17 protein-coding genes are annotated in these 16917 nt (G+C 73.8%); 6 read left to right on the top strand and 11 right to left on the bottom strand.

The window, feature by feature from the left end:
* Positions 1-57: 57 nt before the first annotated feature.
* Positions 58-777 (bottom strand): GntR family transcriptional regulator, encoded by a 720-nt coding sequence (locus tag AC067A_RS26165; protein WP_479244943.1) that lies wholly within the window; start codon positions 775-777, stop codon positions 58-60.
* Between the two features lie 155 nt (positions 778-932).
* Here AC067A_RS26165 and AC067A_RS26170 point away from each other — a divergent pair, with 155 nt between their 5' ends.
* Positions 933-1928, top strand: a complete 996-nt coding sequence (locus AC067A_RS26170; protein WP_479244922.1) for a Gfo/Idh/MocA family protein — start codon at positions 933-935, stop codon at positions 1926-1928.
* Between the two features lie 54 nt (positions 1929-1982).
* Here AC067A_RS26170 and AC067A_RS26175 read toward each other — a convergent pair whose 3' ends face one another.
* From AC067A_RS26175 to AC067A_RS26185, 3 genes are all read right to left on the bottom strand, one after another.
* Positions 1983-3161: a cytochrome P450 family protein gene (locus AC067A_RS26175; protein ID WP_479244923.1), complete on the bottom strand. Its 1179-nt coding sequence runs from the start codon at positions 3159-3161 to the stop codon at positions 1983-1985.
* A gap of 148 nt (positions 3162-3309) precedes the next feature.
* On the bottom strand, positions 3310-3993 hold the full coding sequence (locus tag AC067A_RS26180) for a response regulator (protein WP_479244924.1): 684 nt from the start codon (positions 3991-3993) through the stop codon (positions 3310-3312).
* Positions 3990-5201 carry a sensor histidine kinase gene (locus AC067A_RS26185; RefSeq protein ID WP_479244925.1) on the bottom strand — a complete coding sequence of 404 codons (1212 nt, stop codon included), beginning with the start codon at positions 5199-5201 and terminating at the stop codon, positions 3990-3992. Before AC067A_RS26185 ends, AC067A_RS26180 begins: the two co-directional genes overlap by 4 nt.
* A gap of 145 nt (positions 5202-5346) precedes the next feature.
* Between AC067A_RS26185 and AC067A_RS26190 the strand changes: the two genes are divergently transcribed.
* On the top strand, positions 5347-5568 hold the full coding sequence (locus AC067A_RS26190; protein WP_479244926.1) for a hypothetical protein: 222 nt from the start codon (positions 5347-5349) through the stop codon (positions 5566-5568).
* Between the two features lie 94 nt (positions 5569-5662).
* Here AC067A_RS26190 and AC067A_RS26195 read toward each other — a convergent pair whose 3' ends face one another.
* The gene (locus AC067A_RS26195; RefSeq protein WP_479244927.1) at positions 5663-6592 is read right to left on the bottom strand and encodes a DMT family transporter; all 930 of its coding nucleotides are present in this window, start codon (positions 6590-6592) and stop codon (positions 5663-5665) included.
* A 113-nt stretch (positions 6593-6705) separates the two neighbouring features.
* Positions 6706-7314, bottom strand: a complete 609-nt coding sequence (locus tag AC067A_RS26200) for a dihydrofolate reductase family protein (RefSeq protein ID WP_479244928.1) — start codon at positions 7312-7314, stop codon at positions 6706-6708.
* 170 nt (positions 7315-7484) lie between these two features.
* Between AC067A_RS26200 and AC067A_RS26205 the strand changes: the two genes are divergently transcribed.
* Positions 7485-8225 carry an SDR family NAD(P)-dependent oxidoreductase gene (locus AC067A_RS26205; RefSeq protein WP_479244929.1) on the top strand — a complete coding sequence of 247 codons (741 nt, stop codon included), beginning with the start codon at positions 7485-7487 and terminating at the stop codon, positions 8223-8225.
* A gap of 357 nt (positions 8226-8582) precedes the next feature.
* Here AC067A_RS26205 and alc read toward each other — a convergent pair whose 3' ends face one another.
* Complete coding sequence (gene alc, locus AC067A_RS26210; RefSeq protein ID WP_479244930.1) at positions 8583-9698, bottom strand: allantoicase; 1116 nt, start codon at positions 9696-9698, stop codon at positions 8583-8585.
* Between the two features lies 1 nt (position 9699).
* The gene (gene allB, locus AC067A_RS26215; protein ID WP_479244931.1) at positions 9700-11034 is read right to left on the bottom strand and encodes an allantoinase AllB; all 1335 of its coding nucleotides are present in this window, start codon (positions 11032-11034) and stop codon (positions 9700-9702) included.
* 340 nt (positions 11035-11374) lie between these two features.
* Here allB and AC067A_RS26220 point away from each other — a divergent pair, with 340 nt between their 5' ends.
* Positions 11375-12184: an IclR family transcriptional regulator gene (locus AC067A_RS26220; protein ID WP_479244932.1), complete on the top strand. Its 810-nt coding sequence runs from the start codon at positions 11375-11377 to the stop codon at positions 12182-12184.
* Between the two features lie 343 nt (positions 12185-12527).
* On the opposite strand, the gene AC067A_RS26225 is transcribed toward AC067A_RS26220, so the two are convergent.
* On the bottom strand, positions 12528-13208 hold the full coding sequence (locus tag AC067A_RS26225) for an ABC transporter ATP-binding protein (RefSeq protein ID WP_479244933.1): 681 nt from the start codon (positions 13206-13208) through the stop codon (positions 12528-12530).
* Positions 13205-14281, bottom strand: a complete 1077-nt coding sequence (locus tag AC067A_RS26230) for an ABC transporter permease (RefSeq protein WP_479244944.1) — start codon at positions 14279-14281, stop codon at positions 13205-13207. Before AC067A_RS26230 ends, AC067A_RS26225 begins: the two co-directional genes overlap by 4 nt.
* A gap of 112 nt (positions 14282-14393) precedes the next feature.
* Between AC067A_RS26230 and AC067A_RS26235 the strand changes: the two genes are divergently transcribed.
* Positions 14394-15617, top strand: a complete 1224-nt coding sequence (locus AC067A_RS26235) for a sensor histidine kinase (RefSeq protein ID WP_479244934.1) — start codon at positions 14394-14396, stop codon at positions 15615-15617.
* A gap of 3 nt (positions 15618-15620) precedes the next feature.
* Complete coding sequence (locus tag AC067A_RS26240; protein ID WP_123456135.1) at positions 15621-16247, top strand: response regulator; 627 nt, start codon at positions 15621-15623, stop codon at positions 16245-16247.
* A 121-nt stretch (positions 16248-16368) separates the two neighbouring features.
* On the opposite strand, the gene AC067A_RS26245 is transcribed toward AC067A_RS26240, so the two are convergent.
* Positions 16369-16917 (bottom strand): transposase (locus tag AC067A_RS26245; RefSeq protein ID WP_479244935.1); only part of this gene is annotated, 549 nt, incomplete at its 5' end.

Consider the following 16917-nt stretch of genomic DNA (forward strand, 5'->3'; position numbering starts at 1 on the left):
ATCGGTCATGCGGGTCATGGCGCTCGCCAGGGGGCCCCGTCCTGGTCCGTGCACCCCCTAGGGACGGGCCATCAGCCGGAACTCGAACGAGTAGCGGGCGGCCCGGTAGAGGTGGGAGCCGTGCTCGACGGCCCGGCCGGTGTCGTCGAAGGTGGTGCGCTCCATCGTGAGGAGCGGTGCGCCCTCCTCCTCGTCGAGGAGCGCGGCCTCGGCGGCGGTCGCGGCGCGGGCGCCGACCGACTGCCGGGCGCTGTGCAGGGTGAGCGCGGCGGAGCGGAGCATCCGGTACAGGCCGGTCGCCTCCAGGAGCACGGTGTCCGGGGCGACGAGCCCCGCGGGGAGGTGGTTGCGCAGGTACGCCATGGGTTCGCCGTGCGCGGTGCGGAGCCGTTCCAGGTAGTGGACCTCGCTGCCCTCGGGTACGCCGAGGGCGGCGGCGACCGGGCCGGGGGCGGGTTCGAGCCGGTTGACGAGGACCCGGGTGGCGGGGCGCTGTCCGGCGGCGTCGAGGTCGTCGTAGAGGCTGCCGAGTTCCAGCGGGCGCCGGACCCTGCTGTGCAGGACCTGGGTGCCGACGCCGCGGCGGCGGACCAGGAGGCCCTTGTCGACGAGGGTCTGGATGGCCTGGCGGACGGTGGGGCGGGAGAGGCCGAGGCGGGTGGCGAGGTCGATCTCGTTGCCGAGGAGGGCGCCCGGGGCGAGCGTCCCGTTCTCCACGGCGCTCTCCAGCTGCCGGGCGAGCTGGAAGTAGAGCGGGACCGGGCTGGTGCGGTCCACGGAGAGCGGGGGCGGGGCGGAACCGGACTGCTTGGACACGGGGGGAGCGTAGCCCCGGGGGGCGGAGGACAGGAAGCGTGATGACGGGAGGTCGTGACGTCCGGATGTCCTGACAAATCCTTGACAGTCGGGCAGGCCGCCCCCACGGTGGGGGCATGCGCATCGGACTGATCGGTACGGGACGGATCGGGAGCTTCCACGCGGGTGTGCTGGCCCGTCATCCGGAGGTCGGTTCGCTGGTCCTGGCGGACGCGGACGCGACGCGGGCGGCCGGGGTGGCGGGGGCGCTCGGCGCCGAGGCTGCACCGGACGTGGACGCGCTGCTCGGGCACGCGCTGGACGCCGTGGTGATCGCGTCGGCGACGGCGGCGCACGCGGAGCTGATCGCCCGCGCCGCCCAGGCGGGTCTGCCGGCGTTCTGCGAGAAGCCGATCGCCCTGGACGTGCCGGGCACGGCGACGGCGCTGGCGGCGGTGTCGGCGGCGGGTACGCAGCTCCAGCTGGGTTTCATGCGCCGCTTCGACGCGGGGTACCGGGCCGCGCGCGAGGCGGTGCGGTCGGGGCGGCTCGGCCGGCTGCACACCGTCCGGGCGGTGACCTCCGACCCGGAGCCGCCGCCCGCCGCGTACCTGCCGCTCTCCGGCGGTCTCTTCCGGGACTGCCTGGTGCACGACTTCGACGTCGTCCGGTGGGTGACCGGCCGGGAGGTCGTCGAGGTGTACGCGACGGGCTCGGAAGCGGGCCCGTCGATGTTCCGGGAGGCGGACGACGTCGCCACCGCCGCCGCCCTCCTCACCCTGGACGACGGCACGCTCGTGACGGTCACCGGGACCCGGTGCAACGGCGCCGGGTACGACGTGCGGATGGAGCTGGCGGGCGACCGGGACCAGCTCGTGGTCGGCCTGGACGACCGCGCCCCGCTCACCTCCCTCGAACCGCAGGGCCCTCCCCCGCCGGGGAAGCCCTGGCCGGGCTTCCTCGACCGGTTCGGCCCCGCGTACGAGGCCGAACTCGACGCCTTCGTACGCCTCGTGCGCGGCGAGGCCGCCAATCCCTGCGACGGCCGGGAGGCTCTCGCGGCGCTGCGCATCGCCGAGGCCTGCGAACGCTCGCGCCGGGAACGGCGTCCGGTGGGCGTCGATTCCCGCTGACCGCTCAGCGGCCTTCCGAGGGGCTTCCGGCCCCGGTCGGGTGCACGCCTCCCGTCACCACCGCACCGGAAGGGCGCGCACGCCCCGCATGAGGAGGCCCGGCAGCCACTCCCAGGGGGCGCCCTCGGGGTCGAGGGCCAGGTCGGGGAAGCGGTCGAGGAGGGTGCGGAGCGCGATCCGGCCCTCCAGGCGGGCGAGGGGTGCGCCCAGGCAGTAGTGGATGCCGTGGCCGAAGGCGAGGTGGCCGCGGGTGTCGCGCCGGATGTCGAAGCGGTCGGGGTCGGGGAAGCGGGCGGGGTCGCGGTCGAGCGCGCCGATCCCGACGAGGACGCTGTGGCCCGCCGGGATCTCGGTGCCGCCGAGGGCGACGGGCTCCCGGGTGAAGCGGAAGGTGCCGGTCTCCACCGGCCCGTCGTACCGCAGGGACTCCTCGATCGCGCCGTCGAGGAGGTCCGGGTCGGCGCGCAGGGCGGCGAGCTGCTCGGGGTGGGTGAGCAGGTTGCGGACGGTGTTGGAGATCAGGTTGACGGTGGTCTCGTGCCCGGCGATGAGCAACAGGTAGGCCATGGCGCGGAGTTCGGGTCCGGAGAGCCGGTCGCCGTCCTCGGCGCGGGCGGCGATCAGACCGGACAGCAGGTCGTCGGCGGGTCCGGCGGCCCGCTTGTCCTCGATGAGTTCGTCGAGGTACCCGCCGAAACCCTCCAGCGCCTCCTGGATGCCGCGCTCGCCGGTCGGCACGACGAGCTCGTGCGACCAGCGGCGGAAGGTGTCGCGGTCCTCCGCGGGCACCCCGAGGAGTTCACAGATGACGGTGATCGGCAGGGGGAACGCGTACGCGTCGACGAGGTCGGCGCGCCCGGCCGGTTCCATCGCGTCGGCGAGCTCGTGGGTGAGCCGCTCGATGCGGGGCCGCAGGCCCTCGACGCGGCGGCCGGTGAACTCCGCCGTGACCAGGCGGCGCAGCCGGGTGTGGTCGGGGGCGTCCGCCGCGAGGAGGTGGACGCCGATGACGTCCTCCTCCGGCGGCCGTACGCCGATGACGGACGGGGACTTGGCGAGCCGCGGGTCGGCGAGCGCCGCGCGCCCCTCCTCGTGCCCGACGACCAGCCAGAACCGGAAACCGTCGGGCATCCGCACCTCGTGCACGGGACCTGCTTCACGGAGCTTCGCGTAGTAGGGGTACGGGTTCGCGGTGAAGTCCGCGCCGTACTCCCCCAGTTCGATGACGGACATCGACGCAGACTATCCGACGGGCCCTGTCCGACGGCTCGTGTGCGGCAGTCCACCGGACGGGCCTGCGGCCTCCGCGCGGCGGGTGCCCCCAGGGTCTCCGGGCAGGTCCAGGCCTTACCGGACAGGCCCAGGACGTTCAGGGCGGGTCCTAGCCGTTCGCGTTCCCGTCCTCGTCGCCGTCCAGGAGGCCCGCGTCGTGGACGAGGAGGGCGATCTGGACGCGGTTGTTGAGGTCGAGTTTGGCGAGGACGCGCGAGACGTGGGCCTTGACCGTGGGGACGCTCATGTACAGCTCGGCGGCGATCTCGGCGTTGGAGCGGCCGTGGCCGACGGCCACGGCCACCTCGCGTTCGCGCTCGGCGAGGCGGCCGAGGCGCTCGGCGGCCGTGGCGGCCCGGGGCCGTTCCGGCCCGCCGGCGACGTGGCTCATCAACTGGCGGGTGACGGCCGGGGAGAGGACGGGATCGCCGGCGGCGACCCGGCGGACGGCGGCGACGATCTCGGCGGGCGGGGTGTCCTTGAGGACGAAGCCGGCGGCGCCGGCCCGGAGGGCTCGGAGCACCTGCTCGTCGGCGTGGAAGGTGGTGAGGACGACGACCTCGGGGGCGCCCGGGTGGGCGCGGAGGCGTTCGGTGGCGGTGAGCCCGTCCACACGCGGCATGCGGATGTCCATCAGGACGACGTCCGGCGCGTGCCGGGCGACGAGTTCGGGTACGTCGCCGCCGTCGGCGCCCTCGCCGACGATCTCCAGGTCGTCGGCGCCGCCGAGCATGAACGTGAGGCCCGCGCGGACCAGGGGGTCGTCGTCGACGATGAGCAGCCGGATGGTCATGCGGGCCACGGTAGCCAGGCGCGCAGGGCGAATCCGCCGTCGGGGTCCGGTCCGTGGTCCATCCGGCCGCCGGCGAGGGTGGCGCGTTCGGTGAGGCCGATGAGTCCCTGGCCGGAGCCGGGGACGTGCGGGACGGGCCCCTCGGGGGCCGGGTTGTGGACGGTGACGGTGAGCCCTTCGCCGGGGCGGCCGCCCACGGTGACGGTGACCTTGGTTCCGGGGGCGTGCTTGCGGGCGTTGGTGAGTCCCTCCTGCGCGATGCGGTAGGCCGTACGGCCGGTGGAGGCGGGGACGGCGGCGGGGTCGTCGACGTCGACGTCGAGGACGACGTCCGCTCCGGCCTCCCGGGACTCGGCGGCGAGCGCGTCGAGGGTGGCGAGGGTCGGCTGGGGCCGGTCGCCGTCGCCGTTCTCGCCGGGGGCGCGCAGGACGCCGATGATCTCGCGGAGGTCCTGCAGGGCCTCGTGGGCGCTGTCGCGGATGACGCCGGCGGCCCGGGCGATCTGCTCGGGCGGGGCGTCGGGCCGGAACTCCAGGGCGCCCGCGTGGACGCTGAGCAGGGTCAGCCGGTGGGCGAGGATGTCGTGCATCTCTCGGGCGATGGCCTCGCGGGCGAGCCGCTGGGCCTGGGCGGCGCGCAGTTCGGCCTCGGCCTCGGCGCGGCGGGCCCGCTCGCGGAGGGCTTCGACGAGCTGGCGCCGGGAGCGGACGAGCATGCCCCAGGCGGTGACGAGGAGGATGAGGATCGAGCCGATGGCCACGCTGAGCCCGGCGTTGGTGGTGGGATCGGGGCGCGCGAAGACCTGGGCGGCGGAGGTGGCGACGGCCAGCGCCCCGATCCAGGCCACCTCGCGGAAGGGACGGCGTACGGCGACGCTGAACAGGCTCGCGAGGAGCGCTCCGGCGGCGACGGGGGCCACGACGTTCGCCAGGGCGAGGGCGACGGCGAGCCCCACCGGCCACCGCCGGCGCAGCCAGAGGGCCGAACAGGCGGCGGCCCCGGCGAGCTGGTCGACGAGGGTGACGGTCTCGCTGGTGTACTCCGCACTGGCGTCGGCGGCGAGCAGACCCACGAACGCGGCGAGCAGGAACAGCGAGGTGTCCACGACCCAGTCGCGGACGGTTCGGCGCGGCCGTCCCCCCTCGCTCCCGCCCGATTCGACCAGGTGGGAGGGGAGCAGCCAGCGCTGCCGGTCCGTACGCGTCATATCCGCAATGTACGCAGTTCAGGGGCCCGTAACGGGCACGGGCGGGCGGGACGCTACCTAAGTCGCGCGGGTCGATACTTCGGTAGCGGTGGTCGTGGACCGGTGGCGGACGCGGCCGGCCCCCCGCCCCGACCATGATCACGGCATGAAGAGATTCCTGGAGGTCGTCGGTTTCCTGCTCACCGTCTTCGGCGTCTGCGGGGTGGTCCGCGAGCTGACGGACGGCTGGTTCGGTCTGATGGGCCTGACCCGCTTCCTGACCGACAACGTGGGGTTCCTGGAGGGCCGGGAGCTGTTCGCCAACATCGTCATAGCGGTCCTCGGCCTGGTCCTGATGGTCGCGTCGGACCGCGTACCGAAGTCCTGACCCCCACACCGCCGCCGGGGGCGTACGGCTCGGACGGTCGTCGCCCCCGCGCAGGTACCGCTCAGGCTGCCGGCCGCCCCCGCGCAGGTACGGCTCAGACGGTCGTCGCGCCGTCGGCGGCGCGGCGGCCCCATGTCGTGCCGGCCAGGACGAGGACGGCGCCGGCGAGGCCGAGGACGCCGGGGCGGTCGCCGGCGACGGCGATGCCCGCGGCCGCGGCCCAGAGGGGCTCCGTGCCGAGGAGGAGACTGACCCGGGACGGGGAGGTGCGGCGGACCGCCCACATCTGCACGAAGAAGGCGAAGAGCGTGCAGAAGACGGAGAGGAACAGCAGCCCGGCCCACTCGCGCGGCCCGAAGTCGAGGGCCACGGCCCAGGGTGACGCGCCGGTGCCCGGGAAGGCCGCGATGACGGCGAACACGGCGACGGCCGAGCCGAGCTGGACCGTGGTGAGCGACAGCGAGTCGGCCGAGCGGACCGCCTTGATCCGGGACATGGCCAGGACGTGGACGGTTCGGGCGAGGGCGGCGAGCAGCATGAGCAGGTCGCCGGCGGACGGCGCGGTGAACCCGCCGTTCTGGGTCAGCAGGACCACGCCCGCCACGGAGAGCGCGGCCGCGGCGAGGAAGGCGCGGGGCGGCCTGACCCGCGTGACGGCGGCCTCCGCCAGCGGAGTGAAGATCATCGTGAGGCTGATGATCAGGCCCGCGTTGGTGGCCGAGGTGTGCACGACCCCGTACGTCTCCAGGAGGAAGATCCCGCCGAGGATCAGGCCGAGGGTCGCGGCGCCGCGCCACTGCGCCGCGTCCAGGGCCCTGAGCTTCCGCCGTCCCGCGGCGGCGAGGACCGGCAGGACCACCGCGAAGCGCAGGACGAGGACCGCGATGACCGTGTGGGTGGTGGTGATTCCCTTGGCCGCGAGGTAGCTGGCGCCCCAGACCACGGCGACGAGCAGCACGGGCAGATCGGCGAGCCAGGCCCGGCGGGGGGCGTCGAGGGACAGGGGTGCGGCGATCGAGGACATGGCGGCCGACTCTCCGACTCTCTGGGGGTGGTGGAGACTTCGGCGGCTCGCACGCGGAGCGATCACCGTACCCGGACAGGCCCGTGGTGGCTACACCTTTCGCCCGGACCCGCTCAGTAGCTGCCGTACTCGGGGCGGCCGGCCAGCTCGTACGTGTGGAGGGCGACGCCCGTGCCGGTGGTGCGCGCGTCGGTGAGGCGGAAGGCGGTGGGCCGGACCCCGTCGGTGAAGAGGCGGCGGCCGGTGCCCAGGACCACGGGGAAGACGTGCAGGTGGAGGGTGTCGATGAGGTCGTGGTCAAGGAGGGTCCGGGCGAGGTTCGCGCTGCCGTGCATCTGGATCTCGCCGTCCGTGCGTGCCTTGAGTGCGGCGACCTCCTCGACGACGTCGCCGTTCAGCAGGGTGGTGCCCTCCCAGTCCGCCGAGGTCAGGGTGGTGGTGGCGACGTACTTGGGGAGGGCGTTCAGCTTGGTGGCGACGGGGTCGGCGGGGTCGGTCCGCTTCGGCCAGTAACCCGCGAAGATCTCGTACGTGCGGCGGCCCAGGAGGAAGGCGGTCGGCCGGGCGAAGATCTCGTCGATGCGCCGTCCGAAGTCCTCGTCGCCGAACGGCACGGACCAGCCGCCGTGCCCGAAGCCGCCGCTGCGGTCCTCCTCGGGGCCGCCGGGCGCCTGCACGACGCCGTCGAGGGTGAGGAACTGGGTGAGACTGAGGGTGGCCATGGCGGTGCCCTTTCTGTTCTCGGGACCATCGTGTCCCACCCCTTCCGACTCCACCCCCCGGCGGAAGTCATCGGTGCCCGGGTCGGCGTCCGATTCCCGCCAGCCTCCCGCCACTTCTCCGACTTTCATTGAACCCGCAACCACTCAGTACTTCTCACGGAGGTTTCGGGATGTCCACGATGAACGGCACGGCGGTCCTGGTCACGGGCGGCAGCCGGGGGATCGGCGCGGCGACGGCCGTACGGCTGGCCCGGGAGGGCGCCGACGTGGCCTTCACCTACGTCCAGGACGAGGCACGGGCCAAGGAGGTCGCCGCGCGCATCGAGGAGACGGGCCGCAAGGCGCTCCCCCTGCGGGCCGACGCGGCCGACGCCGGCGACGCCGCGGGCGCGGTGGAGTGGGCGGCGGACGCCCTGGGCCGGCTCGACGTCCTCGTGAACAACGTGGGCGTCGGCGTCCTCGGCCCGCTGGAGTCCCTCACCCTCGCGGACGTGGACCGGGTCCTCGCGGTCAACGTCCGCGCCGCCTTCCTCGCCTCCCAGGCGGCGGCCGCGCGCCTGCCCGACGGCGGCCGGATCGTCACCATCGGCACCTGCATGACCCAGCGCGTGCCGGGCCCCGGCGGAAGCCTCTACACGATGAGCAAGGCCGCGCTGACAGGCCTGACGAAGGCGCTCGCCCGGGAGCTGGGCAGCCGCGGCATCACCGCCAACATCGTCCACCCCGGCCCCGTCGACACCGACATGAACCCGGCGGACGGCCCGTACGCCCAGGACCAGGCCGCCCTGACGGCACTCGGCCGCTTCGGCACCCCTGACGAGGTGGCGGCCATGGTCGCCTTCCTCGCCGGCCCGGAAGGCCGTTACGTGACGGGCGCCGAGTTCTCGGTGGACGGCGGGCACGCGGCGTGAGGATGACGGCCGAAGGACACCCGGGCCGCGACACCTGAACCGAGCCGAACCCACCGAGCAACGCCCACCCGCAGGCCCCGTCCCGTGACGCCCACACCCAGGACCGGCGAGTGAGCCGAAGGGCGCCGCCGGGGGAACGGCCCCGAGCGCGCGGAGCCCCCTGAGGAACGAAGGGGGCGAGCACGGTCGGGGCCGTGAGCCCGGCTGGGGGCGCCCGGAGGCGAACGGGCCCAAAAGAGGCGGAGGGCGCACCGGTGCTGTCGGGTCGGTGCGCCCTCGCGGGCCGGGCGGGGTGTCGTGCCCGCCCGGTTCGGGGGGCCGGTCGCGTGGACGCGTCCGGCCCGGGAGCGGGTGGTGTCAGCCGCCGAGCTCCTGGTGGCGGGCGGTGAGCCGCGCGGTGCCGGCTTCGGTGAGGGAGCCGAAGAGGCGGAGGCGGGAGATGCCGCCGTCGGGGTAGATGTCGATCCGGACGCGGGAGCCGACCGCCGGGGTGTCGAGGACGAAGCGGTGGTTCGTGTCGGGCTGGAGGCGGGTCCGGGGCAGGATCTCGGTCCAGTCCTCGGAGCCTTCGGCAGCGACGGAGACCGCGGCCCAGCCCGCGCTGTTGCCCTTGAGGTACGCGGTGTCGATCTCGACGGCGCGGATCTCGGACTCGGCGACCAGGCCGTAGCGGATCCAGTCGTTGCCCTTGTCGCGGCGGCGGCGGGTCTCCCAGCCGTCGTCCATCTTGCGGGAGCGGCCCGGCTGGATGGTGTTGGTGGCCGGGGAGTAGAAGCGGTCGGAGGCGTCCTCGACCTGGCCGCCGTTCTCCAGGGCCGCGAGGTCGAAGGTGCCGAGCACGCCGAGCCATGCCGGGTCGGGGGCGACCTCGCCGTGGACGCGGAGGCGGGCGATGCCGCCGTCGGGGTGCTGGTTGACGCGCAGGTGGGTGAAGCGCTGCTCGACGTCGACGGCGAAGCCGTTGGCGGCGTGGCCGCCGACGGCGGTGCGCGGGACGAGCGTCGTCCACTTCACGTCGTCGGCGAGGAGTTCCTCGGGCGAGGGCGAGCCGGTGACGGAGGTGGCCTCGACGGAGACGGCCTGCGGGTAGTTGCCGCGGAAGTGGGCGGTGTCGACGACGATGCCGCGGACCACGCCGGGGGCGCCGAGCCGTACGAGGGCCCAGTCGTGGTCGTCCTCGGTGGGGTGCGGCTGCCGGGCGGAGACGCCGCGGCGGCGGCGGGTCTCCCAGCCGTCCATGATCTTGCCCTTGTGGCCGAAGTGCTCGGGGTCGAACTCGGCGGCCTCGGGCTTAAGGAGGTTCTCGCGCTCGGCGAAGAACTCGTCGTTGGCGGCGATGACGCCCGCGCCCAGGCGGCGGTCGGCGAGGTCGGCGTACCGAGTGAAGGGGAAGTCGGCCGTCCGGTAGTCGGCGTACGGGTCGCCGCCGCCGTAGGGGCTGGCGTCACCGGTGAAGCTGGGTATGGACGACACGTCAGTTGTTCCTTTCGAGGAGGCGGCCGGAGGGCTCGGCGAGGGTGCCGTGGTCGGCGATGCGCTCTCCGCGCAGCCAGGTGGAGGTGACGACGCCGCTGAGGGTCCTGCCCGCGTAGGCGGTGATCCGGTTGCGGTGCTGGAGTTCGGCCGGGTCGACGGTGAAGGTGGCGTCGGGGTCGAGGACGGCGAAGTCGGCGTCGCGGCCGGCCTCGATGGCGCCCTTGCGGGTGAGTCCGGCGAGCCGGGCGGGGGCCTCGGACATCCAGCGGGCGACGTCCGTCAGGTCGAAGCCGCGGCGGCGGGCCTCGGTCCAGATGGCGGGCAGGCCGAGCTGGAGGGAGGAGATGCCGCCCCAGGCGGAGGCGAAGTCGGGGGTCTTGAGGTCCGCGGTGGACGGGGAGTGGTCGGAGACGATGCAGTCGATCGTGCCGTCGGCGAGTCCCTGCCACAGGGCGTCCTGGTTGGAGGCCTCGCGGATGGGCGGACAGCACTTGAACTCGGTGGCGCCGTCCGGGATCTCCTCGGCGGTGAGGGTGAGGAAGTGCGGGCAGGACTCCACGGTGATCTTGACGCCCTCGTCCCTGGCGGCGGCGATGAGCGGCAGGGCGTCGGAGGAGGACAGGTGCAGGACGTGGACGCGGGCGTTCAGCCTGCGGGCCTGGTTGATCAGGTTCTCGATGGCGGTGTTCTCGGCGTCCCGGGGACGGGAGGCGAGGAAGTCGGCGTAGGCGCCGCCGGAGCGCTGGGGCGCGGCGGCGAGGTGGTGCGGGTCCTCGGCGTGCACGATCATCAGGCCGTCGAAGCCGGAGATCTCGGCGAGCGAGGTCGCGAGCTGCTCCTGGTCGAGGGAGGGGAACTCGTCGACGCCCGAGGGCGACAGGAAGCACTTGAAGCCGTAGACGCCGGCGTCGTGGAGGGGCCGCAGGTCCTTGACGTTGTCGGGCAGGGCGCCGCCCCAGAAGCCGACGTCGATGTGCGCCTTGCGGCGGGCGACCTCCTGCTTGACGCGCAGGTTCTCCACGGTGGTGGTGGGGGGCAGCGAGTTCAGCGGCATGTCGAGCAGCGTGGTGATGCCGCCGGCGGCGGCCGCGCGGGTGGCGGTCCAGAAGCCTTCCCACTCGGTGCGGCCGGGGTCGTTCACGTGGACGTGGGTGTCGACGAGGCCGGGGAGGACCACGTCGTCGCCGACGTCCTCCAGCCGGGCCCCGGCGGGTACCTCGGCGTCGTACGGCAGCACGGCCGCGATCGTCCCTCCGGAGACGGCGATCGACGCCGGGCGCGTCCCCTCGGGGGTGATGACGCGTGTCGAGCGCAGGACCAGGTTGACGTCCACCCGTACCCCTTCTTCAAGCACTTCGGTTCAAGCACTTCGGCAAGAAATTCAACGAACTGTTGAAGGAGTCTTCACTTCCGGACGACATGTCGTCAAGGGCACACTTCCAGCATCGGCCCTCGATGAACCCGTCTTGGACGTTTCCACAAAGTGGAATGGAAATTCCGTACAGTAGAAGGTAGCTCCGCACATGTGGGGCGGACCCGGACCCCGCCGGGCCCTCGCCGACACCGGACAAACACCCCCTGACCGGCCCGTACACCGGGGCCGGGACCATGTGCCCCGGCCGGTGGCCCGGTAGGCTGCTGCCTTGCCCGCCTGCCTCGAAAGGACCGTTGACGTGCCGACGTCCAGCGCCAGCACCACCGACGCCGCCAAGCCCTCCGCCGCGAGCGGTGGCGTCCAGTCCCTTGAGCGTGCCTTCGACCTCCTGGAGCGGATGGCGGACGCCGGAGGCGAGGTCGGGCTGAGCGAACTCTCCGCCAGCAGCGGGCTCCCGCTGCCCACCATCCACCGCCTGATGCGCACCCTGGTGGCCTGCGGCTACGTACGCCAGCAGCCCAACCGGCGGTACGCGCTCGGCCCCCGTCTCATCCGGCTCGGCGAGTCCTCGGCCCGCCTCCTCGGCACCTGGGCCCGCCCCTATCTGGCGCGGCTCGTCGAGGAGACCGGCGAGACGGCGAACATGGCGCTGCTCGACGGCGACGAGATCGTCTACGTGGCGCAGGTGCCGTCCAAGCACTCGATGCGCATGTTCACCGAGGTCGGCCGCCGGGTGCTGCCGCACTCGACCGGCGTCGGCAAGGCCCTCCTCGCGCACACCCCGGCGGACGAGGTGCGCGCGCTGCTCGCCCGTACCGGCATGCCGGCCGCCACCGAGAAGACCATCACCACGCCGGACGGCTTCCTCGACGCGCTCGTCGCGGTCCGAGAGACCGGCTACGCCGTCGACGACAACGAGCAGGAGATAGGAGTCCGCTGCCTCGCGGTCTCCGTGCCGGACTCCCCCACCGCCGCGGCCATCTCCATCTCGGGCCCCGCGGGCCGTGTCACGGAGGCGGCCACGGAGAAGATCGTCCCGATCCTCCAGGAAGTGGCCCGGGAGCTCTCGGCCGCGCTGGCGAACACCTCGGGCAGCGGCCAGGCCTGACGCCCTCGCGGGGGCCGACGCCGACGGCGTGATCGGGGTGCGCGGGCCCGGCGGGCGCTGGGAGTTCCCCCTCGGCCTGCCGCAGTCCGCGCTCCGGCGCGACCGGTGAGCCCGGGAGTGCCTCCTCGGCTGCGGCGGGTCCTCGCGCCCCGCAGCGCCGCCGTGACCCGCGTGGAGACGCCTCCGACCCGGGCCGGTGGTTTTCAGGCCCGGACCGGTGGTTTCAGGCCCGGACCGGTGGCTTCAGGCCCGGGCCGGTCGCTTCAGGCCCGGGCCGGTGGTTTCAAGCGCGGCCGGTGGCTTCAGGCCCGGTCGGTGATTTCAGGCCCGGGGGCCGGTCGCTTCAGGCCCGGGCCGGTTCCGCGACCCTGCCGTCCTGGACCGTGACCGTGTGGTCCGTGCGGGCCAGATGGGTGCGGTCGTGGGTGACCAGGACGGTCGCCGTGCCGCGCTCGGCCGTCAGGGTGGCGAGCAGGTCCATGACCGCGGCTCCCCGCTCGTGGTCCAGCGCGCTGGTCGGCTCGTCGACGAGGAGCACGGACGGCTCGTTCATCAGCGCCCGGGCGATGTTGACGCGCTGGCGCTGGCCGCCGGAGAGCTGGTGCGGCCGCCGGTGGGCCTGGTCCGCGAGGCCCACCGCGTCGAGCAGCTCCAGGGCCCGGCCCCGTACCGCCTGGGGCGGACGCCCGGAGAGGTGGGCCATGACCTGGAGCTGCTCGGCCGCGCTGAGCGAGGGCAGCAGGTTGGGCTGCTGGAAGACGATCCCGATGTGCTCGCGCCGCAGCTCCGCCTTGGCGGCCGGGGTGAGCGGCCCCGTGTCCGTACCGGCGACGACGACCCGCCCCTCGTCCGGGGTCACCAGGGTGGCGGCCACCGCGAGGAGGCTGGACTTGCCGGAGCCGGACGGTCCGACGACGGCCGTGAGCGTACCGGCGGGGACGTCGAGGGAGACGGCGTCGAGGGCGGTCAGCCGGCCGTCGCCGTCGGGGTAGGTGAGGGTGACGGCGTCGAGGACGAGACTCATCGGGCGCTCCCGAGGGCGGTGAGGGGGTCGACGGCGGTGATCCGCCGGATGGACAGGGCGGCGCCGAGCACACCGAGGACGACGATCACGGCGGCCGGTCCGAGGACCGTCAGCGGCTCCAGGACGAACGGCACGTTCCCGCCGCTGACCAGCGCCCCGATGCCGACCGCGAGCGCGGTGCCGAGCAGGGTGCCGGCCGTGAGCATGAGGACGGCCTGCCCAAGGGCGTCCTTGAGGAGGTACGGGGTGGAGGCGCCGAGCGCCTTGAGGACGGCGACGTCACCGCTGCGCTGAATGGTCCAGACGGTGAAGAAGGCTCCTATGACGAGGGCGGAGATGGCGAAGAGGAAGCCGCGCATCAGCTGGAGCGAACCGTTCTCGGCCTGGTAGGACCCTATGGCGGTCAGGGCTCCGTCGATCGTCCGGGCCTCGGTCCCGGCGGTCTCGTCGCCGGCCGCCCAGTCCGTGCCGTCGCCGCTCAGCGCGATGACGGTGGCCTGCTCCTGCGGGGTGGTGCCGCTGCGGCCGAGCTTCTGCCAGTCGTCGAGCGAGGTCCACACCACCGGGGTGTGGCTGTACGAGGCGTCGCCGGACACCGCCGTGACCGTGACCTCGAGGGATCCGAGGCGGACGGTGTCCCCCGCCGCCACGCCCAGCTCCTCCGCGGCCGACTCCGAGAGGACCGCCTTCCCCGCGCCGGCGGGCACGGGCGCGAGCCCCGCGTCCGGCTCCGTGCCGAAGGCGGAGACGGCGGCGGTGCGGTCGCCGGCGGCGGCGTTGAGCGTACGGATGCCGATCGGGTCGGCCTGCGTCACCCCGGGCCGCCCGTCCCACCGCTGCCACTGCTCCTCCGTCACCGTCGAGTTGGTGAAGGACACCGACTGCCCGGACGGCGGTGCCGCGAAGGCCAGCCGGTCGGCGGGCAGGCCGGTGATCGCGGAGACGTTCTCCCGCGCGAGCCCGGCGGTCAGCCCCGACAGCAGCCCCACCAGCAGGGTGATCAGCACGATCACGGTCCCCATGAGGGCGAACCGCCCCTTGGCGAATCTCAGGTCTCTCCATGCCACGAACATGCTGACCAGAGTGGTCGGCGAGGTGCCCTGCGGGCATCGCGCCACGGATGGCTCCGCAATCAAACTTTCGGTTGAGTCCGGATTGTCTCCCGCTGTCTACCCTGGAGGGATCATGGATCCCCGCTCCTCCCTCCACCCCGCCCGGCGTCCCCTCACCCCCGCCCTGCGCGCGCTGCGCCTCTGCCTGCACCTCCTGATGGCGGGTCTGCTCGTCCTGGCGGCGGTACGGGCGGACTCGGCGGCCGGGACGGTCTTGGCGGCCGTCGTGGGCGCGGTCTACGCGGCGGGCTCGTACCTGCCGTCCGTGCGGAGCTCGCAGCGCGCCGCCGGCGTGTGGCTGGCGGTCCTCGGAGCGTCCTGGCTCGCGCTGCTCTGGCTCACCCCGGAGGCGCTCTGGCTGGCCTTCCCCCTGTACTTCCTCCAACTGCACCTGCTGTCCACGCGCTGGTCGCTGCCGGCCGTGGCGCTCACGGCGGTGGCGGCGATCCTCTCGTACGTGGGACACGGCGCCGCCCTCAACCCGGGGGTCTTCATCGGGCCGCTGCTCGGCGCGGCGGTGGCGGTGGCGACGGTCCTCGGCTACCAGGCCCTGTACCGGGAGAGCGAGCGGCGGCGGCGGCTCATCGAGGAGCTGATCGCGACGCGGGCGGAGCTGGCGGCGGCCGAGCGGCACGCGGGGACGCTCGCCGAGCGGGAGCGTCTCGCCCGGGAGATCCACGACACCCTCGCGCAGGGCCTGTCCTCGATCCAGCTGCTGCTGCGGGCGGCCGAGCGGGTGCTCCCCGCGGACTCCCCCGCCGCGGGCCACATCGGCCGGGCCCGCGAGGCGGCGCAGGACAACCTGGCGGAGGCCCGGCGCTTCGTCCGGGCGCTCTCGCCGCCGGACCTGGAGCACGGCTCCCTCGCGGCGGCCCTGGAGCGCCTGTGCGAGCCGGGTCCCGGCCACGCTCCGGAGGGTCCGGCCGGGGCGAGCCCGTACGGGCCGGGGCCCCGGATCCGCTTCTCGGTGAGCGGCACGCCGGTCGAGCTGCCCACCCCGTACGAGGTGGCGCTGCTGCGGATCGCGCAGTCGGCGCTGGCGAACACGGTGCGGCACGCCTCGGCCTCGCGCGCGGAGATCACCTTGTCGTTCATGGACGCGTCGGTGACCCTGGACGTGGTCGACGACGGCCGGGGCTTCGACCCGGCGTCCGTACGCCCCTCCTCGGACGGCGGTTTCGGGCTTCCGGCGATGCGCTCGCGGGCGGAGTCGCTGGGCGGGACGTTCACCGTCGAGTCGGCGCCCGGTCAGGGCACCGCCGTCGCCGTCGCCCTCCCTCTCCCGGCTGGAGCCTGAAGCATGACCATCCGACTCCTCCTCGCCGACGACCACCCGGTGGTACGGGCGGGCCTGCGCGCGGTCCTCGACACCGAGCCCGACTTCGCGGTGGTCGCCGAGGCCGCCACGGCCGAGCGCGCGGTGGAGCTGGCCGCCGCCGGGGACGTGGACGTGGTCCTGATGGACCTGCAGTTCGGCGCCGGGATGCACGGATCGGAGGCGACGGCGGCGATCACCGCGGCGCCCGGCGGGCCGAAGGTGCTGGTCCTGACCACGTACGACACGGACGCGGACATCCTGGCGGCGGTGGAGGCGGGTGCCTCCGGCTACCTCCTGAAGGACGCGCCGCCGGAGGAGCTGGCGGCGGCGGTCAGGACGGCGGCGGCCGGTCAGTCGGCGCTCGCGCCGGCGGTGGCGCACCGGCTGATGGACCGCATGCGGACCCCGGCGGAGGCCCTGACCAAGCGCGAGCTGGAGGTGCTCCAACTGGTGGGCGAGGGCCTGTCGAACCAGCAGATCAGCAAGGCGTTGTTCCTCAGCCAGGCGACCGTGAAGTCCCACCTGGTGCACGTCTTCGCCAAGCTGGGTGTGGACTCGCGGACCGCGGCGGTGGCGGCGGCGACGGCGCGCCGGCTGATCAGGCGGTGAGCCTCTCCGGCCGGCCTTGGGCGGCGTCTTGTCGATCGTGCCGGGTTCGCGGGGCCTGGCACGCACCCCGACCGGCCTGGTGGAGAGGACGGCCTCTAGACGATTAAGTCCGAAGTCCGGGTCAGTGGTCGTAGGCGATCAATGACCTGGTCAGCGGTGTTCCGTTGGTCCGGTTGTGCCAGATCGCGGCGGTCAGGGCGAGGATGCGTTGGCCGACGCGGGCCAGGACTCCGGCGGGGGTCCTGGCTCCGTGGCGTTCGAGGTCGAGCTGGCCCTTGAGGGTGTCGTTGACCGACTCGATGAGCTGCCGGATCGGTTTGAGCAGGTGCTCCCCGGGCCGGGGCTTGAGGTTGCGGTAGCTGGGCCGCAGCAGGGTCAGGCCGTGGTCGGCCATGAAGGCGTCGAGGTGCTTGGAGACGTAGCCCTTGTCGCCGACGATCGTCTGCCCGGGGTGGGTGGCCCATAGGTCCTGGTCCCCGGTGAGCATGTCGGCGAGGACTTCGCGTTCGTCGGTCTTGGGGTGGGCCAGGGCCCAGGCGATGGGCAGGCCGCCGGGGGTGCAGAGCAGATGTAGGCGCAGGCCCCAGAAGAAGCGGGAGTGGGAGGGGCAGTAGCCGTAGCCGGCCCAGCCGGCCAGGTCGGAGCGTTTGACGGTGGGCCGGGAGCGGGC

It is taken from the genome of Streptomyces sp. NPDC043176 (assembly GCF_056436715.1).